Origin of the sequence: Streptomyces sp. NBC_00203, assembly GCF_045206325.1 — a bacterium.
GTDB lineage: Bacteria > Actinomycetota > Actinomycetes > Streptomycetales > Streptomycetaceae > Streptomyces > Streptomyces lutosisoli.
In genome coordinates this window covers 8,107,170-8,128,163 of the sequence record NZ_CP108126.1, presented here as the reverse complement: position 1 = coordinate 8,128,163, position 20,994 = coordinate 8,107,170, and the positions used below count along the sequence as shown (strand labels likewise).

The window sequence follows — 20,994 nt, the reverse complement described above, 5'->3', positions numbered from 1 at the left end:
AGGGCCGCAACGCTGCGGCCGAGGTGGCTCGAAGTCAACTCGGCCGCACGTAAGACGTCAAGAAGTAAATACTTAACGAGATGGCAACGGCCTCATGCGTTCTCTAAGTGAACGCGGGGGCAGCTGCTGTCAGCGTGCCGTCCAAAAGGGACGCATCGCCCATCTCGCTGAGCGCGAGAGCGAGCGCTCCGAGCACCTCCGCACGGCCCCCAAGTGCCCCGGGGAGGATGGTCAGTTGACGTGCCGCACTGGGGATGGCGTAGCGGCCCACGGACTCCCTGATCGGCCCGAGAACCAGCTCCCCGGCCTCGGCCAGATCGCCGCCAAGGACCACCCGGCTCGGGTTCAGCAAGTTGCAGAGATTTGCGACACCACTTCCGATATGACGGCCGACGTCGGCGATCACGCGACGGCAGCCCGGGTCACCGTCCCGCGCCAGCCGGACGACGCCTTCCATGGTCAGATCGGTGCCGTGGCTGGACTGGAGGAGCGGCAGGACGTAGCGCGCCGCCGCGAAAGTCTCCAGGCAGCCCCGGTTGCCGCAGCGGCAGACGGGGCCGGATTCATCAAGAGTGATGTGGCCGATTTCCCCCGCTGTGCCCCCCGGGCCGCGGTAGATCTTGCCGTTGATCACCAGGCCCGAGCCGACACCGCTGGCGACCTTGATGTAGGCCAGGTCCCTGACCCCGCGCCCGCTGCCCCAGACCATCTCGCCGAGCGCGCCCAGGTTGGCGTCGTTGTCCACGTGTACGGGCACACCGAGCCGCCGCCCCAGCTCCTCGGCGGGTCTCGCCCCGGTCCAGCCCGGCAGGATCGCGGTGGAGCCGAGGGTCCCCGACTCGACGTCGATCGGGCCCGGCACGCCGAGACCCACCCCGGCGATCTTGGAACGGTCGACGCCGGTTGCCGCGATCAGGCGGCTGACCAGCTCTTCCGCCCGGTCGAAGCCCTGCGCCGCGGAGGCGTCCACATCCAGTGGCTCGGACTCCTCGGCCAGCACCTGATGGGCGAGATTCCCGACCGCCACGCGCAGATGGGTGTGCCCGAAGTCGACCCCGATGACAATGCCGGCGTCCCCGCTCAGACTGACGCTGCGGGCCCTGCGACCGCCCGCCGAAGTGGGTGTGACCTCGACCGTTCCGCCGTCCTTGAGCTCTCGGACGATATTGGAAACGGTCGCGGCGGACAGGCCCGTCGTCCTCGCGATCTCCGCCTGCGTGAGCGAACCCGCAAGGCGCACCGCACGCACGACGCGCTCCAGATTGGCTCGGTGCAGCGACGACTGCGACCCCGGAGTCTCCATCGACTCATCCACTCCTGCCCTCAGCCGGACGGCCCCGATGCCGTCCGTGTGATCCGGGTCACGGCATCTGAGCCCGGCCCACTTACAAGTTGTGAACTCCAAGCTCCGCTGAACGGGTTGCCGCAGTCAAGTCCTTGACGGAAATCGGGACCAGCGAGTCATGTTCCATTTCCGTCACCATGCGGACACACGTACGCCACCCCCGGGCCGGAGGTGGCGTACGTGAAAGCGGTGTCGGGGTGCTACTTGACGGTCGCTGAGTGCTACTTGAGGGTCGCCGAGGTGAGGCCCGCCTGGACCTGGCGCTGGAAGGAGAGGTACACGACGAGCATGGGGATCATCGCGATGGTCACGCCCGCGAAGAGGACGGGGAGGTCGGTGGCGTACCCCTGCTGTTGCTGGAGCTGGATGAGGCCCTGGGTGAGCACGTAGCGTTCCGGTTCCGAACTGTTCTGGGGCTGCATCAGCACCGACGGCAGGATGTACTGGTTCCACTGACCCAGCACGTTGAAGATCCCGACGCTCAGCAGGCCGGGCTTGGCCATCGGCAGCATGACCTGGAAGAACGCCCGGGTGTGCGAGGCCCCGTCGAGCACGGCCGCCTCGAAGACCGCCGTGGGCAGTGTGCGGAAGAAGGCGTGCATGAAGAACACGGTGAACGGCATCGAGTAGGCGATGTACACCAGGATCAGACCCTGGTACGTGTTCAACATGTCGAGACGCTTGACCATGAAGAACAGCGGGACGAGGGCGAGGAAGACGGGGAACATGGCCCCGCCGACGAAGAAGTAGTAGATGAGCCGGTTGCCCGGGAACTCGTAGCGGGCCAGCACGTAGGCCGCCATCGAGCCGAAGAGCATGGTCAGCGGGACGGAGAACACCAGCACGATGAGGGTGTTGGTGAAGTAGTCGCCGATGCCCTTGTTCCAGGCCCTGCTGAACACGTCCAGCTGCCAGTTCGAGGGCCAGCCGAGGGCCGAACCACCGATCTGCGCGTCGGTCTTGAAGGAGCTCAGGACCAGCCAGAGCAGCGGCAGGATGATCAGCACGGCCCACAGGACGAGGAAACCGTGCGAGAAGACGTTGAGGGTGAGGCCCTCGCTGCGCCGGTCGCCGGGACGCGGTGGAGCCTTCTTGACCGTCCGCTGGGGAGGTACGCCGTTGCCGTCGACCTTCGTCGGCTCGGTGATGGGTGCGCTCATAGTCGTCTGTCTCCCGCTCAGAACTCGATGCGCTCGCGGCGGGTGGCGCGCAGCGTGACCACGGACAGGACCAGGGTGAGAAGGAGCATGACGACGCCCATGGCGCAGGCGTAACCGCTCTTTCCGAAGTAGAGGAAGTTGCGCATCATGACGTTCGCCATGACGTCGCTGTGGTGGTCGGGGCCGCCGCCGTAACCCGTTCCCTGGGTCATCGTGGAGACGAGGACGAACATGTCCATCGCGATGATGCCGAGATAGACCCAGGCGGTCTGCACCGTTTCCCACAGCAGCGGCAGGGTGACCCGGAAGAAGGTGTGGGTGCGGTTCGCGCCGTCGAGCAGCGCGGCCTCGTAGATGTCCTTCGGGATGGACTGCATGGCGGCGGAGAACAGCACCAGATAGAAGCCGACGCCGTGCCAGACGACCACCGCCATCAGGCACCAGAGCACCAGCTTGGGCTCGTTCATCCACTCGATGGGATTGTTCGCGTCGACCAGGCCCAGTTTGATCAGGACGCCGTTGAGCAGACCGCCGCCGTCGCTGCGGTAGAGCGCTCCGAAGAGCACCGCGACGATCGCCAGCGACAGGACCTGCGGAAAGAAGTAGACGATCTTGTAGAAGCCGGCGCCGGCGACGCCCGACACGCCGCCGGAGCCGCCCCGCCCGCCCGCGTTCACCATGAAGGCGAAGAACAGGGCGAGCAGGATGGTGATCACCGGGATGAACACCAGGAACAGGATGTTGTGCCAGATGGCTCCCATGAACACGTCGTCCTGGAACAACGCCTTGTAATTGTCCAGGCCGACGAAACTGAACCTCTGGGACTGGCCGCTCCAGTCGGTGAAGGAGTAGCCGATGGTCTGTATGTAAGGCCAGATCACGAAGATCAGATACAGCGCCAAAGGTGCGAGGAGAAACCCCGCGACGAACCGGTACTGCCCTTTTCGCATGGCATCCTGCCCCTGGTGTGCCGGGTGTGCGTGACCCTGGTGTTCCGGGTTTTCGAGATCAGTCGCGGTGGTTCTTCTTGGACGCCGGGTCCTTGGCCGCCTTGTCGACTGCCGCCTGGGCCCTCTTCAGCCATTCCTTCGGCTGAATTCGCTTGGCCATCAGCTCGTTGGACGCGTTCTCCAGAGACGTACCCATCTCGCTGTACCAGTTGGGGTACAGGTAGTTGAAGGTATTGTCGCCCGCCGCCTTCGAGGCCTCAACAGTCGACTGCGTACCGGGACGCAGCGTGACGCCGTCGCTGACGCCGTCCTTGAGGATGGTGAGCGAGTTGGCCTTCTGCGCGAAGAGCGTCGACCACTCCTTGGAGAGCATCGAGCGCACGAACTCCTTGGCCTGGGGCAGGTTCGCGGCCTTCGCCGGGATGATGAAGGGCTCGCCGGAGCCGGCCCGGATCGCCTCGAACGGCAGCTTGCTGTCGGGCAGGCTCGGCATCGGCATGAACTTCATGTCGAAGTCGGCCGGGGTCTGCTTGAGCTGCTCGTTCTCCAGCCAGGAACCACAGGTGATGAAGGCGGCCTTGTACTGGTTCCAGCGGGTCTGGGACTCCGTGTGCGTCAGGCCGTTGGTGCCCGGCAGCAGGTAGCCCTTCTCGACGACCTCGTAGATCGCGTCGATGGCCGCCGCGGCCGCGTCGCTGCCGACGAACGCCTTGGGGTCGAGGTTGTCGATCGCCTTCATGGCGTCCAGACCGCCCTTCTTGGCGATCAGGTCCATGATGGCGACGTTGATGTAGTACGGGTACTTGCCCTGGTGGGCAAGGCCGCCGATGCCCTGCGACTTGGCGTCCTTGCAGATGGCGAGGAAGTCGTCCCAGGTCTTCGGAACCTCCCAGCCCTTCTCCTTGAAGAGCTTGCCGGAGTACCACAGACCCCACACCGTGTAGATGTAGTTGAGGGACACGACCTTGCCGCCCTGGAGGCCCGGGTCGAGCGTGCCGGCGATCAGGGTGTCGCGGACCTTCTTGCTCGGGTCGTCGATGGACGGCGCGTCCAGGATCGAGGCCAGGTCGAGGAGCTGACCGCTCTTGTAGAGCACGTCCAGCTTGATCTGCTGGGCGCCGGAGTCGTCGACGACGTCCGGCGGGGTGCCGCCGTTGAAGCGCGGCTGGAGCTTGCCGGTGATCTCCTGGGTGCCGGTGTGGGCGGTGGTGGTGCCCCACTTCTTGTCGAACGCGGCCTCCCACGCCTTGGCGTAGTCGTCGCCGTAACCGCCCTTGAAGACGACGACTTCGAGCTTGCCACCCTTCTTCAGGCCGAAGGGGTTGGTCTTGCTGGTCTTGCCGGTGCCCTTGTCGCCGGAGTTGCTGTCGTCGCCTCCGCCGCTCGCACACGCGGACAGGAAGCTCATCGTGGGAACGGAGATCAGACCGAGCGCCGCTGACCGCTTGATCAGATCGCGGCGGCCGACACCCTCGGTGTTGCTGTTCTCGGCGGAAGTGGATCCCATGCTCAAGTCCTCGCCTTCTCCAGGACTCAGGCGGTGAACCGGATCCTCCCCGGCACCGCGATTAGGTCAAGCTGGGGTTGTACGTGGGGGATTCAGTGGGACGACGCGACGGTAGGTGTATGTGACACCGGTCAGTCGCCTCCCGATTTCCCCCCTGGGTCCTGCCTGTCCACGGCCGTCGAACGACTGAGCAGACGCCGACAGGTATAGTCCACTTCCCGCCAGCGGAGCAAGATCGAATGCAGGTTTGCCGGTGGGTCTTTTCCGAGTTGAGACCTCCCGGAAATATGGGGCACCTGTGCACCACCCCAGCGAAGATCGACAGGGTGCCAACCTCCCGCATTGAACGCAATGCGCAGTTCGTCGCTTCGCATTCACCCCGGATGCCACACTCAACGCCCTTGACATCACTGACAACTTGACCCCCTACTGATCCTTGCGCAGCAAAGTTGACAACGTTGTCCAAGCGCAGGGAGGGTGCTCGCGCATGCAGCACGGAACCCGGTACAGACGGAGTTCTTCTACCCGCCAGAGATGGCTTTCTCCAACGGCGCTGGGGGTGATAGCGCTTTCTCTCCTGGCGGCCTCGCAGGGCGCGGCGATCGCCCTTCCCGCCCAAGCCGCGACCCCCGACCGCGAGTTCGTCTCCTCTTTCGAATCCGGCGATCCCGCACCGGACTGGCTGAATACCGTCGATACTTCACCCGATGGAACAAAGCGGGCCTCCGGTGTCGACGGCGGCTACAGCACCGGCATCCCCGGCAATGTCACCGACCACGTCACGGACGTCCGCGCGAGCGGCGAGAACACCGGTGCGGGCGAGGTGAAGGAGAACCTCGCCGACGGCGAGCCGAGCACCAAGTGGCTGACCTTCGAGCCCACCGGATGGGCGGAGTTCGACCTGGACGCCCCGGTCAAGGCGGTCACGTACGCGCTTACCTCGGCCAACGACCACGACGAGCGCGACCCGAAGGACTGGACCCTCCAGGGCTCCACGGACGGCAAGGACTGGAAGACCCTCGACACACGCTCCGGCGAGTCGTTCGGCGAGCGGTTCCAGACGAAGTCGTACGACATCGCGAGCCCCGTCGAGTACCAGCACTTCCGGCTCGACGTCACCAAGAACAACGGCGGGGACATCCTTCAGCTCGCCGATGTCCAGTTCTCGACGGGCCCGAGCGACGACCCGACGCCCAAGGACATGCTCTCGCTGGTGGACCGCGGCCCGAGCGGCTCGCCCACCGCGAAGGCGGCCGCGGGCTTCACGGGCAAGCGGGCCCTGCGCTACGCCGGTACGCACAAGGCGGACGGCAGGGCGTACTCGTACAACAAGGTCTTCGACGTGAACGTGGCCGTCGGTCGTGACACCGAGCTGTCGTACCGGATCTTCCCGTCCATGGCGGACGGTGACCGGGACTACGACGCCACGAACGTGTCCGTGGACCTGGTCTTCACGGACGGCACCTCGCTGAGCGGCCTGAACCCGACCGACCAGCACGGCTTCGCGCTGACGCCGCAGGGGCAGGGCGCGGCCAAGGCGCTGTACGTCAACCAGTGGAACAACGTGGTCTCGCGGATCGGTTCGGTCGCGGCCGGCCGGACGGTCGACCGGATCGTGCTGGCGTACGACTCGCCGAAGGGGCCCGCGAAGTTCCGTGGCTGGCTGGACGACGTGTCGCTGAAGACGGCCGCTCCGGAGAAGCCCAAGGCGCATCTGTCGGACTACGCGCTGACCACCCGCGGCACCAACTCCAGCGGTGGCTTCTCGCGCGGCAACGACTTCCCGGCGACGGCCGTCCCGCACGGCTTCAACTTCTGGACGCCGGTGACCAACGCGGGCTCGCTGAGCTGGCTCTACGACTACGCCCGCGCGAACAACGCGGACAACCTCCCGACCATCCAGGCGTTCAGCGCCAGCCATGAGCCCAGCCCCTGGATGGGCGACCGGCAGACCTTCCAGGTGATGCCGTCGGCCGCCTCCGGCACCCCGGACACCGGCCGCACCGCCCGCGCGCTCGCCTTCCGGCACGAGAACGAGACCGCGCGCCCCTACTACTACGGGGTGACCTTCGAGAACGGGCTCAAGGCCGAGATGGCGCCGACGGATCACGCGGCGGCGCTGCGCTTCACCTATCCGGGTGAGGACGCGAGCGTGCTCTTCGACAACGTCACCGAGCAGGCCGGTCTGACCCTCGACAAGGAGAACGGGATCGTCACCGGGTACTCGGACGTGAAGTCCGGGCTGTCGACGGGGGCGACGCGGCTGTTCGTGTACGGCGTGTTCGACGCGAAGGTGACAGGCGGGGACTCCGCCGGGGTCAAGGGCTATCTGCGGTTCACGCCGTCCGAGGACCACACCGTCACCCTGCGCCTCGCCACCTCCCTCATCAGCGTCGACCAGGCCAAGGACAACCTCCGCCAGGAGATCCCCGACGGCACGTCCTTCGGGACGGTCAAGGCGCGGGCGCAGCAGCAGTGGGACAAGCTGCTCGGCAAGGTGGAGGTCGAGGGCGCGACACCGGACCAGCTGACGACGCTGTACTCCAGCATGTACCGGCTGTACCTGTACCCCAACTCGGGCTTCGAGAAGGTGGGTTCGAAGGACCAGTACGCGTCGCCGTTCTCGCCGATGCCGGGTCCGGACACCCCCACCCACACCGGCGCGAAGATCGTCGACGGCAAGGTGTACGTCAACAACGGCTTCTGGGACACCTATCGGACGACCTGGCCGGCGTACTCCCTGCTGACACCCAGTCAGGCCGGTGAGATGGTCGACGGGTTCGTGCAGCAGTACAAGGACGGCGGCTGGACCTCGCGCTGGTCCTCCCCCGGGTACGCGGACCTGATGACCGGTACGTCGTCGGACGTGGCGTTCGCCGACGCGTATGTGAAGGGGGTCGACTTCGACGCGGAGTCGGCGTACAAGGCGGCCCTGAAGAACGCGACGGTCGTCCCGCCGACGTCGGGCGTGGGCCGCAAGGGCATGTCGACCTCGCCGTTCCTCGGCTACACGAGCATCGACACCCACGAGGGCCTGTCGTGGGCGCTGGAGGGCTACCTCAACGACTACGGCATCGCGAAGATGGGCCAGGCCCTCTACAAGAAGACCGGCGAGAAGCACTACAAGGAGGAGGCGGAGTACTTCCTCAACCGTGCCCAGGACTATGTGAACCTCTTCGACTCGAAGGCCGGCTTCTTCCAGGGCCGCGACGAGAAGGGCGACTGGCGGGTCGAGTCGTCGGCGTACGACCCGCGTGTCTGGGGCTACGACTACACGGAGACGAACGGCTGGGGCTACGCGTTCACGGCGCCGCAGGACAGCCGGGGTCTGGCCAACCTGTACGGCGGCCGGAGCGGGCTGGCGCAGAAGCTGGACGCGTACTTCTCCACACCCGAGACGGCCTCGCCCGACTTCGTGGGCTCGTACGGCGGGGTCATCCATGAGATGACCGAGGCCCGTGATGTACGGATGGGCATGTACGGGCACTCCAACCAGGTGGCCCACCACGTCACGTACATGTACGACGCGGCGGGACAGCCATGGAAGACCCAGAAGAACGTCCGCGAGGTCCTCTCCCGCCTCTACACCGGCAGCGAGATCGGCCAGGGCTATCACGGCGACGAGGACAACGGCGAGCAGTCGGCCTGGTATCTCTTCTCCTCGCTCGGCTTCTACCCGCTGGTGATGGGCAGCGGCGACTACGCCATCGGCTCACCGCTGTTCACCAAGGCGACGGTCCATCTGGAGAACGGCAAGGACCTGGTGGTCAAGGCCCCGAAGAACAGCGCGAAGAACGTGTACGTGCAGGGCGTGAAGGTCAACGGCAAGAAATGGGCCTCGACTTCACTGCCCCACTCCCTCATCTCCCGTGGCGGAGTACTGGAGTTCGACATGGGCGCCAAGCCGTCCTCGTGGGGCTCCGGCAAGAACGCGGCGCCCGTGTCGATCACCCAGGACGACCAGGTGCCCGCGCCGCGTACGGACGCTCTCAGGGGCGAGGGCGCGCTCTTCGACAACACCTCGGCGACGGACGCGACGGTCACCTCGGTGGACCTGCCGATCTCCGCTGCCACCAAGGGAGTTCAGTACACCCTGACGTCGTCGGACCGCACCAAAGCCCCCACCGGATGGACCCTCCAGGGTTCGTCGGACGGCACACAGTGGACCGACGTCGACCAGCGCTCCGGCGAGTCCTTCACCTGGGACCGGCAGACCCGCGCGTTCACGGTCGCGGACCCGGGCTCGTACGCGCACTACCGTCTGGTCCTCGACGGTGAGGCGACGCTGGCGGAGGTGGAACTGCTGGCCTGACGTACCCCCCATGGGAGAGGGGCGGGCGCGGAGATTCTCCGCGCCCGCCCCGCGTTCGTCGGTGCGGTTCAGCCCACCGCGAGGGTGAAGACGTGCAGGTCCGCGTTGTCCGGCAGCTTCACGCTCTTGATGGTCCTGCCTTGCGGGGCCTGGAAGGGCTTGGTGGCGAAGACGTAGGTCGCGACCGGGTCCTTGTCGGCGCCCGCGACATTGCGGTACGCGGTCTTGGCGACGGTCTCGTTGCCGTACTGAACGGTGCCGCCTCCGCCGCCGACGGTCCAGTCGGTGAAGGAGAGATCTATGGAGTCGGTGGTGCCGTCGGTGTAGGTGACGGTCGCCTTGGTCTGCTGGTCGCCGTTGACCGCGCTGCCGATGAACGACAACTGGGTCGCGGGCGTGGCGAGTTCGATGGTCTGGGCGGTCGCCGAGGCGTTGTCGGGGCGGCCGGTCGGGGAGCCGGGCCAGGTGAAGGTGAGGCCGCCGACGGTGCCCTGCTTGCCGGGCGTGAGGCCCGCGTCGGCGAGAGCCTGGCGGGAATAGCTCCAGCCGCCGCCGTCGTAGTCGGCCTCGTCGTGGTCACCGGAGTCGTCCGAGACACCGGTGTTGTTGTACGCGGCGAGGAGGGAGCCGGGGGCCGCGACGGTGAGGGCCACCGGCTGCTCGTACGACGTGTCGGACGAGGTGACCGTGACCAAGACGTCGTAGAAGCCCTGCTGGGCGTCCTCGCCGGCCGACAGGGTGATCTGCTGGGTGCCGTCGGTCACCGTGCCCTCGGCGGGAGTCGCCGTCACGCCCTCCGGCACGTCCACGTGGAAGCGGACCTCGGGGCCCGCGCCGCCGCTCAGGGCGAGGGCACGGATGTCGAGCTTCGTGCTGCCGCCGGGCGCGAGGGTGGCCGTGGTCGGGCCCACGCCGATCTGGTACGGCTGCTCGCCCTCGCGGAAGGAGGGCGGGGCGGCGGCCTCGGAGCTGCCCCACTGCTGGTCGGGGGTGTCGCTCAGCGTGTAGTCGAGCGTGCCGCCGTCCCGGACGAAGGAGGCCGGGAGCCACGGCCGGTCACTGGTACGGCCGTTGACCTTCAGGGAGTGGATGTACGGGGAGTCGGCTGCCGCGCCCGTCGCCCGGATCTCGATGTCGCCGCCCGGGCGCTCGATCTCCGCCCTTGGGAACAGCGGTGAGGACAAGGTGAGTTCGCTGCGGGAGGGCACCTGGGGATACATGCCGAGGGACGAGAAGACGTACCAGGACGACATCTCGCCGAGGTCGTCGTTGCCGGGGATGCCGCCCGGCTGCGTCGACCACAGCTGCTTCATCGCCGCGCGGACGGTCGCCTGCGTCTTGTAGGGGGCACCCGCGTAGTCGTACAGGTACGGCACGTTGACCGACGGCTCGTTGTCCAGCTCGGACTTGTCGCCGCCGCTGCCGGTGAAGGCCCAGCTGCCGTCCGCCTCGTGGAAGAAGGTGTCGAGGCGGTCGAGGGCCTTGTCGCGGCCGCCCATGGCCGCGAAGAGCCCGGCGGGGTCGTGCTGCACCATCCAGGTGTACTGGGCCGCCGTCCCCTCCACGAAACCGTTGCCGGTGGCCGGGGCGAAGCCGGTGACCCAGCTGCCGTCCTCCTTGCGGTTGGCGATGTAGCCGCCGCTCGGGTCGGCCGCGATGTTGAAGTTGTTCTGCCACCACTGGGAGCGGCGGGCGAACTCGGCGGCGGTCTTCTTCTCCCCTGCCGCCGTGGCCAGTTGGGAGATCGCGAAGTCCGCTCCCGACATCTCCAGGGTCTCGGCGGCGCCGCCCCAGGCGTTGGACACGGACGGCATGTAGTGCTGCTTCAGGTACTTGTCGAGCGACGGCCGCTGGCCCACCGACAGGACCGGCTTGCCCGCCGCGGAGAGGTCCTGTGCGGTCGGCACGGTCGCCGCCGTGACCAGCGAGTCCAGCGCGCCGCGCAGGTCGAAGTCCGTGCCGCCGAAGGCCCGGATGCCCGCGAGCGCGGGTGCCGACGGGTCGCCGTTCATGACGTGCGTGCCGCTCGCGCCGTGCAGCCAGCGGTCCCAGACTCCCCCGTTCTGCCGGGCGAGTTCGAGCAGGGACTGCGCGATGTCCGAGCCGGTGTCCGGGTTGAGGAGGGTGAGCAGCTGGACCTGGGAGCGGTAGACGTCCCAGCCGGAGAAGGTGCCGTACTGCGCCTGGTGGCCGCGGGTGACGACATGGACCTTGTCGTCGGGGCCCCGGTATCTGCGGTCGGCGTCACTGATGACGTTCGGGTGCAGGAGGGCGTGGTAGAGCGCGGTGTAGAAGGTGGCGCGGTCGGTGTCGCTGCCGCCGCCGACCCTGATCGCGCCGAGCCGGTCGCGCCAGGCGCGGTGGGCGGCATCCTGGACCGAGGCGAAGGACCGGGAGGGCGGGTTCTCGGCCGCGAGGTTGGCCTCGGCGCCCGCCCGGCTGACGTACGAGATGCCGACCTTGACGTTCACCGGGTCGGCGCCGGGCTCGAACTCCACATAGCCGCCGGCGCCCTTGCTCGCGACGGGCCGGCCGCCCTGTCCGAATCCGCCGGTGCCGCCGGTGGCCTCCGTGCTGTCCGGGCTCAGCTTGTCGTCCTGCCAGGTGCCGGTCGCCTTGAAGTCGCGGTCGAAGCGGGCGGTGAAGTAGAGGGTGTAGTAGGCGCGTCGGCCCTCCGGGTCGAGGTAGCCGCAGAAGTTCCCGGAGGTGACCGAGCCGGAGACCGTGCGCGTCGCCGGGTCGATGGTGACGGACGAATCCGTGGACCCGACTTCGGAGTTGGCGGTGCGGATCAGCAGCGAGGCGGGCTTGTCGGCGGGGTAGGTGAAGCGGCCCGAGCCCGTGCGCGCGGTCGCCGTCAGGTCGGCGGTCACGCCCGAGGCCAGCCCGGCCTTGTAGTGGCCGGGCTCGGCGGTCTCGTCGGCGTGCGTGAAGTCGGACGCGTACACCGCGTCCTTGGTGTCGCTCGCCGGGGAGGAGGTGACCTCACCGGCGTACGGGAAGAAGGGGATGTCGCCGCTGCCGCCGGCGCAGCCCGTGCCGGACATGTGGGTGAGGCTGAAGCCCCGGATGCGGGTGGCGTCGTACTGGTAGCCGCCGGGCGCGGCGGTGCGGGTGGCGTCCCCGCGGGTGTTCTCGGGGCTCCAGGAGAGCATGCCGAAGGGCGTGACGGCGCCGGGGAAGACATTGCCGCCGTTCTTCGTGCCGATGAGCGGATCGACGTATGTGGTGGGGTCCCGGACGAGGTCCGGTGGTGCGGCGGTCGCGGCGAGCGCCGGGGTGGCGCCGCCGACCGTCAGAGCGACGGCCAGCAGGACGGATGACGGACGGAAACGCATGACGCGGCCCCTCCTCCTTCGGACGGGTCGCGCACCACAGGTCGCACAAGCCGCAGGGACAGTAACGTGCGCCACGGGTACCACGGAAGACCGCCTCCGGCACGGGAGACGCGCCCGGCGCACACCCCCATTGGCGTAGCGCGCGCCCCGTCGAAGGTCAACTGGCTTGACATCGTTGTCCGTTGAGGCGGTAGAGTCATGTACAGACCATTCGACAACGTTGTCGCACACTCTGGTCATCACAAGCCGCACCATCCCGGGCCGGGCCTCCCCCGACCCCGCCCGGGCTCGCGGACCGGGTGAGTACGAACACCCACCCGGTCCGCCCTGAGCCTTGCGCGGTCAACCCACCTGGCAGGGCAGGCTCGTTGAGGGATCGTCACCGGTGCCCTGGACGACGTACCCGAACGTCGCGCTCTTGCCCGGATCCAACGCCCCGTTCCAGTCGGCGTTGTGCACCATCACGTCCTGGCCGTCGTAGGTCGCGTTGCCGTTCCACAGACTGGCGACCGACTGCCCGCCCGGCAGCGTCCAGTCGACCATCCAGCCGAGCATCGGCACGTCACCGGTGTTGGTGACGGTCACCTCGGACTGATAGCCGCCGGGCCAGCTGTTGGTCGTACGACGGGTCGCGGAGCACACTCCGGGCGGGGGCTCGGTCGGGTTGCCCGGGTCGTGAATGCCCGTCACTTCGCCGTTGCCGCCGTCGAAGACGACGTCGGAGCAGGAGTAGAAGGTCTCCGCGCTGTCCGAGCGCTGCCAGACCATGTAGATGATGTGGCGGCCCGACTTGTTCGCGGGAAGCTTGCCGCTCCAGGAGTAGTTGGCCTCGACCGTGCCCGGGGTGCCGTTGAGCGGCGGGTGGTCGACGGTGAGGAACGGCTGGTCCTCCATGTCGTTCCAGGTGAGCGTCTTGGTCGGGTCGAAGCCGTCCTTGGTGATGTAGACGTAGAACCAACCCGGGTGCGCGGCCCAGGCGTTGTACGAGAAGTCGACGGTCGCGCCCGAGGTGAGGTGGGTGAGCGGCCAGTCGTTCCGCGGCAGGTTGAAGCCGGTGAAGTTGGGATTGCCGCCGCTGCACAGCTCGCCGTCCGGGACGAAGCCGCGGGTGCGGCCGGCGCCGTCGGAGCGCAGCACCGAGAACCAGTTGTAGAACGGCGTCGTGCCGCTCACCTGCTGCGCCGCCTTGCAGGCCGGGTTCACGGGTTTGATCTCACCGGTGTCGGTCAGCCCGTCCTGCCAGCACAGGAAGGTGCGGCTGCCGGGCTTCATGGGGGTGCCGTGGGCTGCCGCGGTGCCGCCGGTCGTGACGACCAGGGTGAGGGCCGGAATGACGGCGAGGAGGGAGAGGAGGACGAGGAAGAGAGCTCTGCGGTGCGTGGACCCACGTAATCGCGAATTTGTTGTGCTCATGACATTTACAGGCATGGCGGACAGCCCCTTCGCTCAGTGTCGTGAGGACTCGCGGTGAGGCGGGAGCGGCCCCGTCGGCGGGTTCCGGTCCGCGGGAGATGGGAGCGCTCCCACCCCACTCACTGCGGAAGTTAGCGCGCACCGGAACCCCTGTAAACGCCCGGCGCAGCAACCAGTTCGGACACACGAAGGCCGCGCCCCGGGGTAGGAGGCACGGCCTTCGTCATGACTGAGAAACCAGTGTTACGTCACTGGTGGTGCGGTGAGGTCGGACAGTGCTGTCGAAAGAGCTCCTTCCCGTAGTCGTTTTCGTTGCCGGGCCCGGCTCCGACTGCGGCTCCGTCGGCTCCCCGGTGTCGAGCTCCGTCATCGTCACAGGCTCCCTTCGTCATAGGCACGCCCATGACGGACGACCGCGCGCCGCTGACTCTTCTGGGCGAACCTGAGGCGAAGCTGAAGCCGAGCATGACAAATGGCCGTTGTATTTCCTGTGGGATGCCGCCCCAACTGGGGTTCTCCGGAACCTCGTGCGCGCTCGCTCCCTCTACCTGTGAAAACGACATGAATACGGGCAAGAGGAAAGGGCGGGCCGGTGCGGAGGTCTGAAACGGGTGGCGACGACGAGAGCGGTACCGGCCGCGGCCCGGGGGCCGGTCGCGGCCTGTGGGCGCCCGCGCTGGCGAATCTCCTGATCGGGCTGGTCGCGATCGTCCCGGGGCTGTGCCTGCGCTGGCTGCTGACCAAGTACCCGTCGGTGCACTGCGGCGGCGGCGTCGGCTGCCACGGGGGCACGTCCCACAACGCGCTCGGCATGATCACCGGCGCCGTGCTGGGCCTTGGATTCGTCCTCGGAATGGTGCTGGTGGTGGACATCCTGATGCCCCACCAGGAGGGCGGCCCGGTGGGGTCCTGGCTCGGCATGGCACTGCTGATCCCCGTGCCGTTCGTGGTGGGGCAGGCGATGGGGTGGATCTGAGCATGTACGGAGGCGAGTCGGGGCCGCGCCTGCTGCTGGATCCACTGCCGGCGAGAGCCGCGTGCGGGCGGATGCGAGCGACGCGTTCGGGGAGCCCTCGGCGCTGTTCGGCGGGACCCGTCCCCGGTACGGCAAGACCCTCGGCTGCCTGAGCGAGGACCCGGACCCGGACCAACCGATCGTCGCCTTCCCTCTGCGGAACGGCACGTCCCCCTTCGGCGAGTGGCCGCGGCCTCAGGAGCCCCGGCTGTCGGCCGTGCGCTTCGGAGAGGGGCCGTTCCGCGACACGTTCACGTTCACACCCGAGGGGAGACGGCGGCTTTCCCTCCGACCCCGGCCGCCGGTGTGAGGACTTCGGCCGGGGGCAGCTCGATGGTGAACTCCGTACGGCCCGGGGCGCTTTCCACCCTGATGGTGCCGCCGTGGGCTGTGGTGATGGCCGCGGCGATGGCGAGGCCGAGGCCCGAGCCGCCGTGTTCGGCGGAGGCGCGGGAGCGGGAGGCGTCGGCGCGGGTGAAGCGTTCGAAGACCCTGGGCAGGAGCGAGGGCGGGATGCCGGGGCCGTCGTCGCGCACCCGGATCGTGCAGCGCGTGTCCGTCGCCTCCACCGAGGCCACGACCGTCGTGCCAACAGGTGTGTGCACACGGGCGTTGGCCAACAGGTTGGCCACCACCTGATGGAGTCTGGCCTCGTCACCGACGACCAGCGCCGGGGAGTCCAGGAGCAGCGCCAGCTGCCAGTTGTGGCTGTCGCCCGCGGCCCGCGCGTCCCACACCGCCTCCGCGACGAGCGAGGCGAGGTCCACCTCGGCAGACTGCAAGGGCCGTCCCTCGTCGAGCCGGGCGAGCAGCAGCAGGTCCTCGACCAGTCCCGTCATCCGCGCCGACTCCGCGGAGACGCGCCGCCAGGCCATCGTCGCCTCGATCTTCTCGGTGCCCCGGTTCATCAGCTCCGCGTATCCGGCGATGGACGCGAGCGGCGTACGGAGTTCATGGCTGGCGTCGGCGAGGAAGCGGCGCATGCGTTCCTCGCTGCGGCGCATCTCCTCCTCGCCGCGCTGGCGTTCGGCCAGCGAGGTCTCGACATGGTCGATCATGCGGTTGAGCGCGGCACCGACCTGGCCGGCCTCGCTGCCGGGGTCGGTGTCGCGTTCGGGGACCCGGGTGAGGCCGGTGACCTCGCCGTGCCCCAGCGGGGAGCGGGAGACCTCGACGGCGGTGGCGGCGACACGTCCGAGCGGTCGCAGTTGCCGCCGGATGACGACGGCGCAGACACACCCGGCGGCCGTGAGCCCGGCGGCCGCCACCGCGCCCTCGACCATGACCAGACCGCTGATCATGTCCTGTACGTCGTCCATCGGGAGGGCGGTGAGGACGGGGCGCCCGCCGCCTTCGAGGGCGGTGACCCGGTAGGTGCCCAGGCCCGGGACGGACCGGGTGTGCAGCGAGCCGTCGGCCTCGATGCCGGAGAAGGCGGCGCGCTGGCGGGCGGTGAGAGCCTCCAGTCCGCCGGCGCGGCTGACCACCTCGGCGGCGAGGATGTTCCCTTTCTTGTCGAGCCGGGCGGCGATGGTGCCGATCGGCTGCCCCTGCTCGTTGAGGAATCCCAGGTCCGTCTCGATGGCCGGTCCGATCTGGACCCCGCCCTGGCTGCGCTCGGCGGCGTCGGTGACCCGCTGGTCGAGATTGCCGAGCAGATAGGCGCGTTGGGCGAAGATCGTGGTGAGGGCCATGGCCGCGCAGACGACGACCAGCGCGGCGCTGATGAAGAGCAGCAGCCGCGTCCGCAGGGACCGCCCGCGCAACCGCTGCCGTACGGCCCGTACCCCGGTCATCTCCCGTCCTCCGGCGGCCTGATGGCGTATCCGACGCCGCGCACCGTGTGGATCATCGGCGCCCGCCCCTTGTCGATCTTCCGGCGCAGGCTGGAGATGTACACCTCGACCAGGTTCCCGCCGCCGTCGAAGGAGGTGCTCCAGACGCGGTCCAGGATCTGGGCCTTGCTCAGCACCTGGCGCGGATGGCTCAGCAACAGGCTGAGCAGCTCGAACTCCTTGGCCGTGAGCCGGACGGGACTGCCGTCGCGGTGCACCTCGCGGGTCTCCTCGGCCAGCATGAGATCGCCGAGCACGAGCGCGGACCCGTCGGGCTGCGTCTCCTCGGCACCGGCGCGGCGCAGCAGCCCGCGCAGCCGCAGCACGACCTCCTCCAGGGAGAACGGCTTCGTCACATAGTCGTCCGCGCCCGCGGCGAGCCCATCGATGCGGTGTTCCAGCGCGTCGCGCGCGGTGAGCATGAGCACGGGCAGCCTGGGATTCTCGTACCGCAGCCGCCGCAGCACCTGGAGTCCGTCCAGGTCGGGCAGCATCCCGTCGAGCACGACGGCGTGCGGGGCACAGCCGCGCGCCACGCGCAGCGCGCTCTGCCCGTCGGCCGCCGGATAGGGCCGCCAGCCCGCCTCGGTCACGGCGACGGACAGCAGCTCGGTGAGCCCCGGCTCGTCGTCGACGATCAGCACACGGACGCGGCCGCCATGGACCCCAGAAGTGCCAGACATGTAGCAATCGTGTCCCGGTCCGCTGAGGGAACCCTGTGTTCCACCTGAGCCCTGCCGATGATCTCGGGGGAATGGGGCGGGCGGAGGACGCGGACGAACGGCGAAGGGCCGCACCCCCGTTCACCGGGGATGCGGCCCTCAATCGTCTTGCAACTGCCCTGCCGTACCGCTTAGTTGCGGATCAGGTTGCGCAGCACGTACTGCAGGATGCCGCCGTTGCGGTAGTAGTCCGCCTCACCGGGGGTGTCGATGCGGACGACCGCGTCGAACTCCACGCCGGTGTCGGTGGTGACCTTGACCGTGCCGGGGGTGGTGCCGTCGTTCAGCTCGGTGATGCCGGCGATGGAGAAGGCCTCCTCGCCGGTCAGGCCGAGGGACTCGGCGGACTGGCCCGCCGGGTACTGCAGCGGGATGACGCCCATGCCGATGAGGTTCGAGCGGTGGATGCGCTCGTAGGACTCGGCGATGACGGCCTTGACGCCGAGCAGTGCGGTGCCCTTGGCCGCCCAGTCGCGGGACGAGCCGGAGCCGTACTCCTTGCCGGCCAGGATGACCAGCGGGATGCCCTGCTCGATGTAGTTGCGCGAGGCGTCGTAGATGAACGACACCGGCGCGTCCGCCTGGGTGAAGTCGCGGGTGAAGCCGCCCTCCGTGCCCGGCGCCACCTGGTTGCGCAGGCGGATGTTGGCGAAGGTGCCGCGGATCATGACCTCGTGGTTGCCTCGGCGCGAGCCGTAGGAGTTGAAGTCACGCCGCTCGATGCCGTGCTCGGTGAGGTACTTGCCCGCCGGGGTGTCGGCCTTGATGGCACCGGCCGGGGAGATGTGGTCGGTGGTGACCGAGTCGCCCAGCTTGGCGAGGACACGGGCGCCGGCGATGTCCGAGACCGGGGTGGTCTCCATCGTCATGCCCTCGAAGTACGGGGGCTTGCGGACGTACGTCGACTGCGCGTCCCACTCGAAGGTGTTGCCGGTCGGGATCGGCAGCGCCTGCCACTGGGCGTCGCCCGCGAAGACGTCGGCGTAGGACTTGTTGAACATGTCCTCGCCGATGGCGTTCGCCACGACGTCGTTGACCTCGGCCTCGGAGGGCCAGATGTCGGCCAGGAAGACCGGCTTGCCGTCCTGGTCGGTGCCGAGGGCGTCGCGGGTGATGTCCACCTTCATGGAGCCCGCGAGGGCGTACGCGACGACCAGCGGCGGGGACGCCAGGTAGTTCATCTTGACGTCGGGGTTGATCCGGCCCTCGAAGTTGCGGTTGCCGGAGAGCACCGAGGTCACGGCCAGGTCGTGCTCGTTGACCGCCTTGGAGACCTCCTCCGGCAGCGGGCCGGAGTTGCCGATGCAGGTGGTGCAGCCGTAGCCGACGAGGTTGAAGCCGACCTTGTCGAGGTAGGGGGTGAGCCCCGCCTTGTCGAAGTAGTCGGTGACGACCTTGGAGCCCGGGGCGAGGGTGGTCTTGACCCAGGGCTTGCGGGTCAGGCCCTTCTCCACGGCCTTCTTCGCGACGAGCGCGGCGGCGACCATGACGTACGGGTTCGAGGTGTTGGTGCAGGAGGTGATGGCCGCGACCGTCACCGCGCCGTGGTCGATCTCGTAGGTCGAGCCGTCGGGGGCGGTGACCGTGGTCCGACGGGTCGGTACGCCGTTGGTGGCGGCCGGGGAGTCGGAGGCCGGGAAGGACTCCTTGCCCGCCTCGTCGTCCTCGTCGACGTAGTTGCGGACGTCCTGCGCGAACTGCTGGGAGGCGTTCGCGAGGACGATGCGGTCCTGCGGGCGCTTCGGGCCGGCGATCGACGGGACGACCGTGGAGAGGTCGAGCTCCAGCTTCTCGGAGAAGTCGGGCTCGGCGGCCGGGTCGAGCCAGAGGCCCTGCTCCTTGGCGTACGCCTCGACGAGCGCGAGCTGCTGGGCGTCGCGGCCCGTCAGCTTCAGGTACTTGATGGTCTCGTCGTCGATCGGGAAGATCGCGGCGGTGGAACCGAACTCCGGCGACATGTTGCCGATGGTGGCGCGGTTCGCGAGGGAGGTCGCGGCCACACCCTCGCCGTAGAACTCGACGAACTTGCCGACGACGCCGTGCTTGCGCAGCATCTCGGTGATCGTGAGCACGAGGTCCGTGGCGGTGGTGCCGGGCGTGAGCTCACCGGTGAGCTTGAAGCCGACGACGCGCGGGATGAGCATCGAGACCGGCTGGCCGAGCATCGCGGCCTCGGCCTCGATACCGCCGACGCCCCAGCCCAGGACACCCAGGCCGTTGACCATGGTGGTGTGCGAGTCCGTACCGACGAGGGTGTCGGGGTAGGCCTGCCCGCCGCGCACCATGACGGTACGGGCGAGGTGCTCGATGTTCACCTGGTGGACGATGCCGGTGCCCGGGGGGACGACCTTGAACTCGTCGAAGGCGGTCTGGCCCCAGCGCAGGAACTGGTAGCGCTCGCGGTTGCGGCCGTACTCCAGCTCTACGTTCTGCGCGAACGCGTCGTTGGTGCCGAACTTGTCGGCGATGACGGAGTGGTCGATGACCAGCTCGGCCGGGGCCAGCGGGTTGATCTTCGCCGGGTCGCCGCCGAGCTCCTTGACGGCCTCACGCATGGTGGCGAGGTCGACGACACAGGGCACGCCGGTGAAGTCCTGCATGATCACGCGGGCCGGCGTGAACTGGATCTCCTGGCTGGGCTGGGCCTGCGAGTCCCAGCCGCCGAGGGCCCGGATGTGGTCGGCGGTGATGTTCGCGCCGTCCTCGGTGCGGAGCAGGTTCTCCAGCAGCACCTTCAGGCTGTACGGAAGGCGAGCCGAGCCTTCCACCTTGTCCAGCCGGAAGATCTCGTACGACTCGTCGCCCACCTGCAGCGTGCTGCGGGCGTCGAAGCTGTTCGCCGACACGACAGTCTCCTTCATTGATGTGCGCGTTCCCACCGCATCCTGCCGCCACGACGTCTTGGCCGATCCGCTAAGGTAAGGCTAAGTTAGGTAACCCTTACTGTCAGACCGATGATGCGTGCGGCTGCGGTGCGCCTCGGCAGATATCTCGATGTCGAGATAACTCTAGTACATGGGGGCGGGCTGGTCATGCCCGGCCTCCTCCGGGTGTCCCGTGTCATCGATGAGTTTCGGGGCGCGGCGGGTCGGGGGCGGCGGGGTGAGTTCCTTGGCTGCGGGCCGGTGGGGGCTGGTCGCGCAGTTCCCCGCGCCCCTAAAAGACAAAAGACCGGCGGCGGGCCGGGGGCGACGGGGCGCAGCCCCGAGCCGTCAGGGGCGCGGGGAACTGCGCGACCAGCCCCCACCCACCCGCACCCGACCCACAACCGAACGGGGTCGAAGGGGCAGAGCCCCTGGGGGATGGGACGGGTAGGGGCGGCGGGGGCGAGGAAACCTCCGGGTGTCACAGGCCGCTGTGATGAAGTGGGCACGACAGCGGTGACCAACAACAGGCG

11 protein-coding genes are annotated in these 20,994 nt (G+C 68.3%); 2 read left to right on the top strand and 9 right to left on the bottom strand.

The window, feature by feature from the left end; all coding sequences use genetic code 11:
- Nucleotides 1–103: 103 nt before the first annotated feature.
- The 4 genes from OG975_RS36200 to ngcE form a co-directional block, all read right to left on the bottom strand.
- On the bottom strand, nucleotides 104–1,303 hold the full coding sequence (locus OG975_RS36200; RefSeq protein ID WP_406333581.1) for an ROK family protein: 1,200 nt from the start codon (nucleotides 1,301–1,303) through the stop codon (nucleotides 104–106).
- Between the two features lie 263 nt (nucleotides 1,304–1,566).
- The gene (locus OG975_RS36195) at nucleotides 1,567–2,505 is read right to left on the bottom strand and encodes a carbohydrate ABC transporter permease (protein ID WP_406333580.1); all 939 of its coding nucleotides are present in this window, start codon (nucleotides 2,503–2,505) and stop codon (nucleotides 1,567–1,569) included.
- 17 nt (nucleotides 2,506–2,522) lie between these two features.
- Complete coding sequence (locus OG975_RS36190) at nucleotides 2,523–3,455, bottom strand: carbohydrate ABC transporter permease (RefSeq protein ID WP_406333578.1); 933 nt, start codon at nucleotides 3,453–3,455, stop codon at nucleotides 2,523–2,525.
- A gap of 58 nt (nucleotides 3,456–3,513) precedes the next feature.
- Nucleotides 3,514–4,962, bottom strand: coding sequence for an N-acetylglucosamine/diacetylchitobiose ABC transporter substrate-binding protein (gene ngcE, locus OG975_RS36185; protein WP_406333576.1), 1,449 nt, complete (start codon nucleotides 4,960–4,962; stop codon nucleotides 3,514–3,516).
- Between the two features lie 487 nt (nucleotides 4,963–5,449).
- Between ngcE and OG975_RS36180 the strand changes: the two genes are divergently transcribed.
- Nucleotides 5,450–9,274, top strand: a complete 3,825-nt coding sequence (locus tag OG975_RS36180) for a GH92 family glycosyl hydrolase (protein ID WP_406333575.1) — start codon at nucleotides 5,450–5,452, stop codon at nucleotides 9,272–9,274.
- Nucleotides 9,275–9,342: 68 nt separating this feature from the next.
- Here OG975_RS36180 and OG975_RS36175 read toward each other — a convergent pair whose 3' ends face one another.
- Together OG975_RS36175 and OG975_RS36170 are read right to left on the bottom strand one after the other, a co-directional pair.
- Nucleotides 9,343–12,612 (bottom strand): GH92 family glycosyl hydrolase, encoded by a 3,270-nt coding sequence (locus tag OG975_RS36175; RefSeq protein ID WP_406333574.1) that lies wholly within the window; start codon nucleotides 12,610–12,612, stop codon nucleotides 9,343–9,345.
- 342 nt (nucleotides 12,613–12,954) lie between these two features.
- Nucleotides 12,955–14,025, bottom strand: coding sequence for a lytic polysaccharide monooxygenase (locus tag OG975_RS36170; protein ID WP_406333573.1), 1,071 nt, complete (start codon nucleotides 14,023–14,025; stop codon nucleotides 12,955–12,957).
- Between the two features lie 592 nt (nucleotides 14,026–14,617).
- Between OG975_RS36170 and OG975_RS36165 the strand changes: the two genes are divergently transcribed.
- Nucleotides 14,618–15,001 carry a hypothetical protein gene (locus OG975_RS36165; RefSeq protein WP_406333572.1) on the top strand — a complete coding sequence of 128 codons (384 nt, stop codon included), beginning with the start codon at nucleotides 14,618–14,620 and terminating at the stop codon, nucleotides 14,999–15,001.
- Nucleotides 15,002–15,297: 296 nt separating this feature from the next.
- On the opposite strand, the gene OG975_RS36160 is transcribed toward OG975_RS36165, so the two are convergent.
- The 3 genes from OG975_RS36160 to acnA form a co-directional block, all read right to left on the bottom strand.
- Nucleotides 15,298–16,836, bottom strand: coding sequence for a sensor histidine kinase (locus OG975_RS36160; protein ID WP_406333570.1), 1,539 nt, complete (start codon nucleotides 16,834–16,836; stop codon nucleotides 15,298–15,300).
- Nucleotides 16,833–17,558: a response regulator transcription factor gene (locus tag OG975_RS36155; RefSeq protein ID WP_406333568.1), complete on the bottom strand. Its 726-nt coding sequence runs from the start codon at nucleotides 17,556–17,558 to the stop codon at nucleotides 16,833–16,835. Before OG975_RS36155 ends, OG975_RS36160 begins: the two co-directional genes overlap by 4 nt.
- A 170-nt stretch (nucleotides 17,559–17,728) precedes the next feature.
- Nucleotides 17,729–20,443, bottom strand: coding sequence for an aconitate hydratase AcnA (gene acnA / locus OG975_RS36150; RefSeq protein WP_406333566.1), 2,715 nt, complete (start codon nucleotides 20,441–20,443; stop codon nucleotides 17,729–17,731).
- Nucleotides 20,444–20,994: the final 551 nt, after the last annotated feature.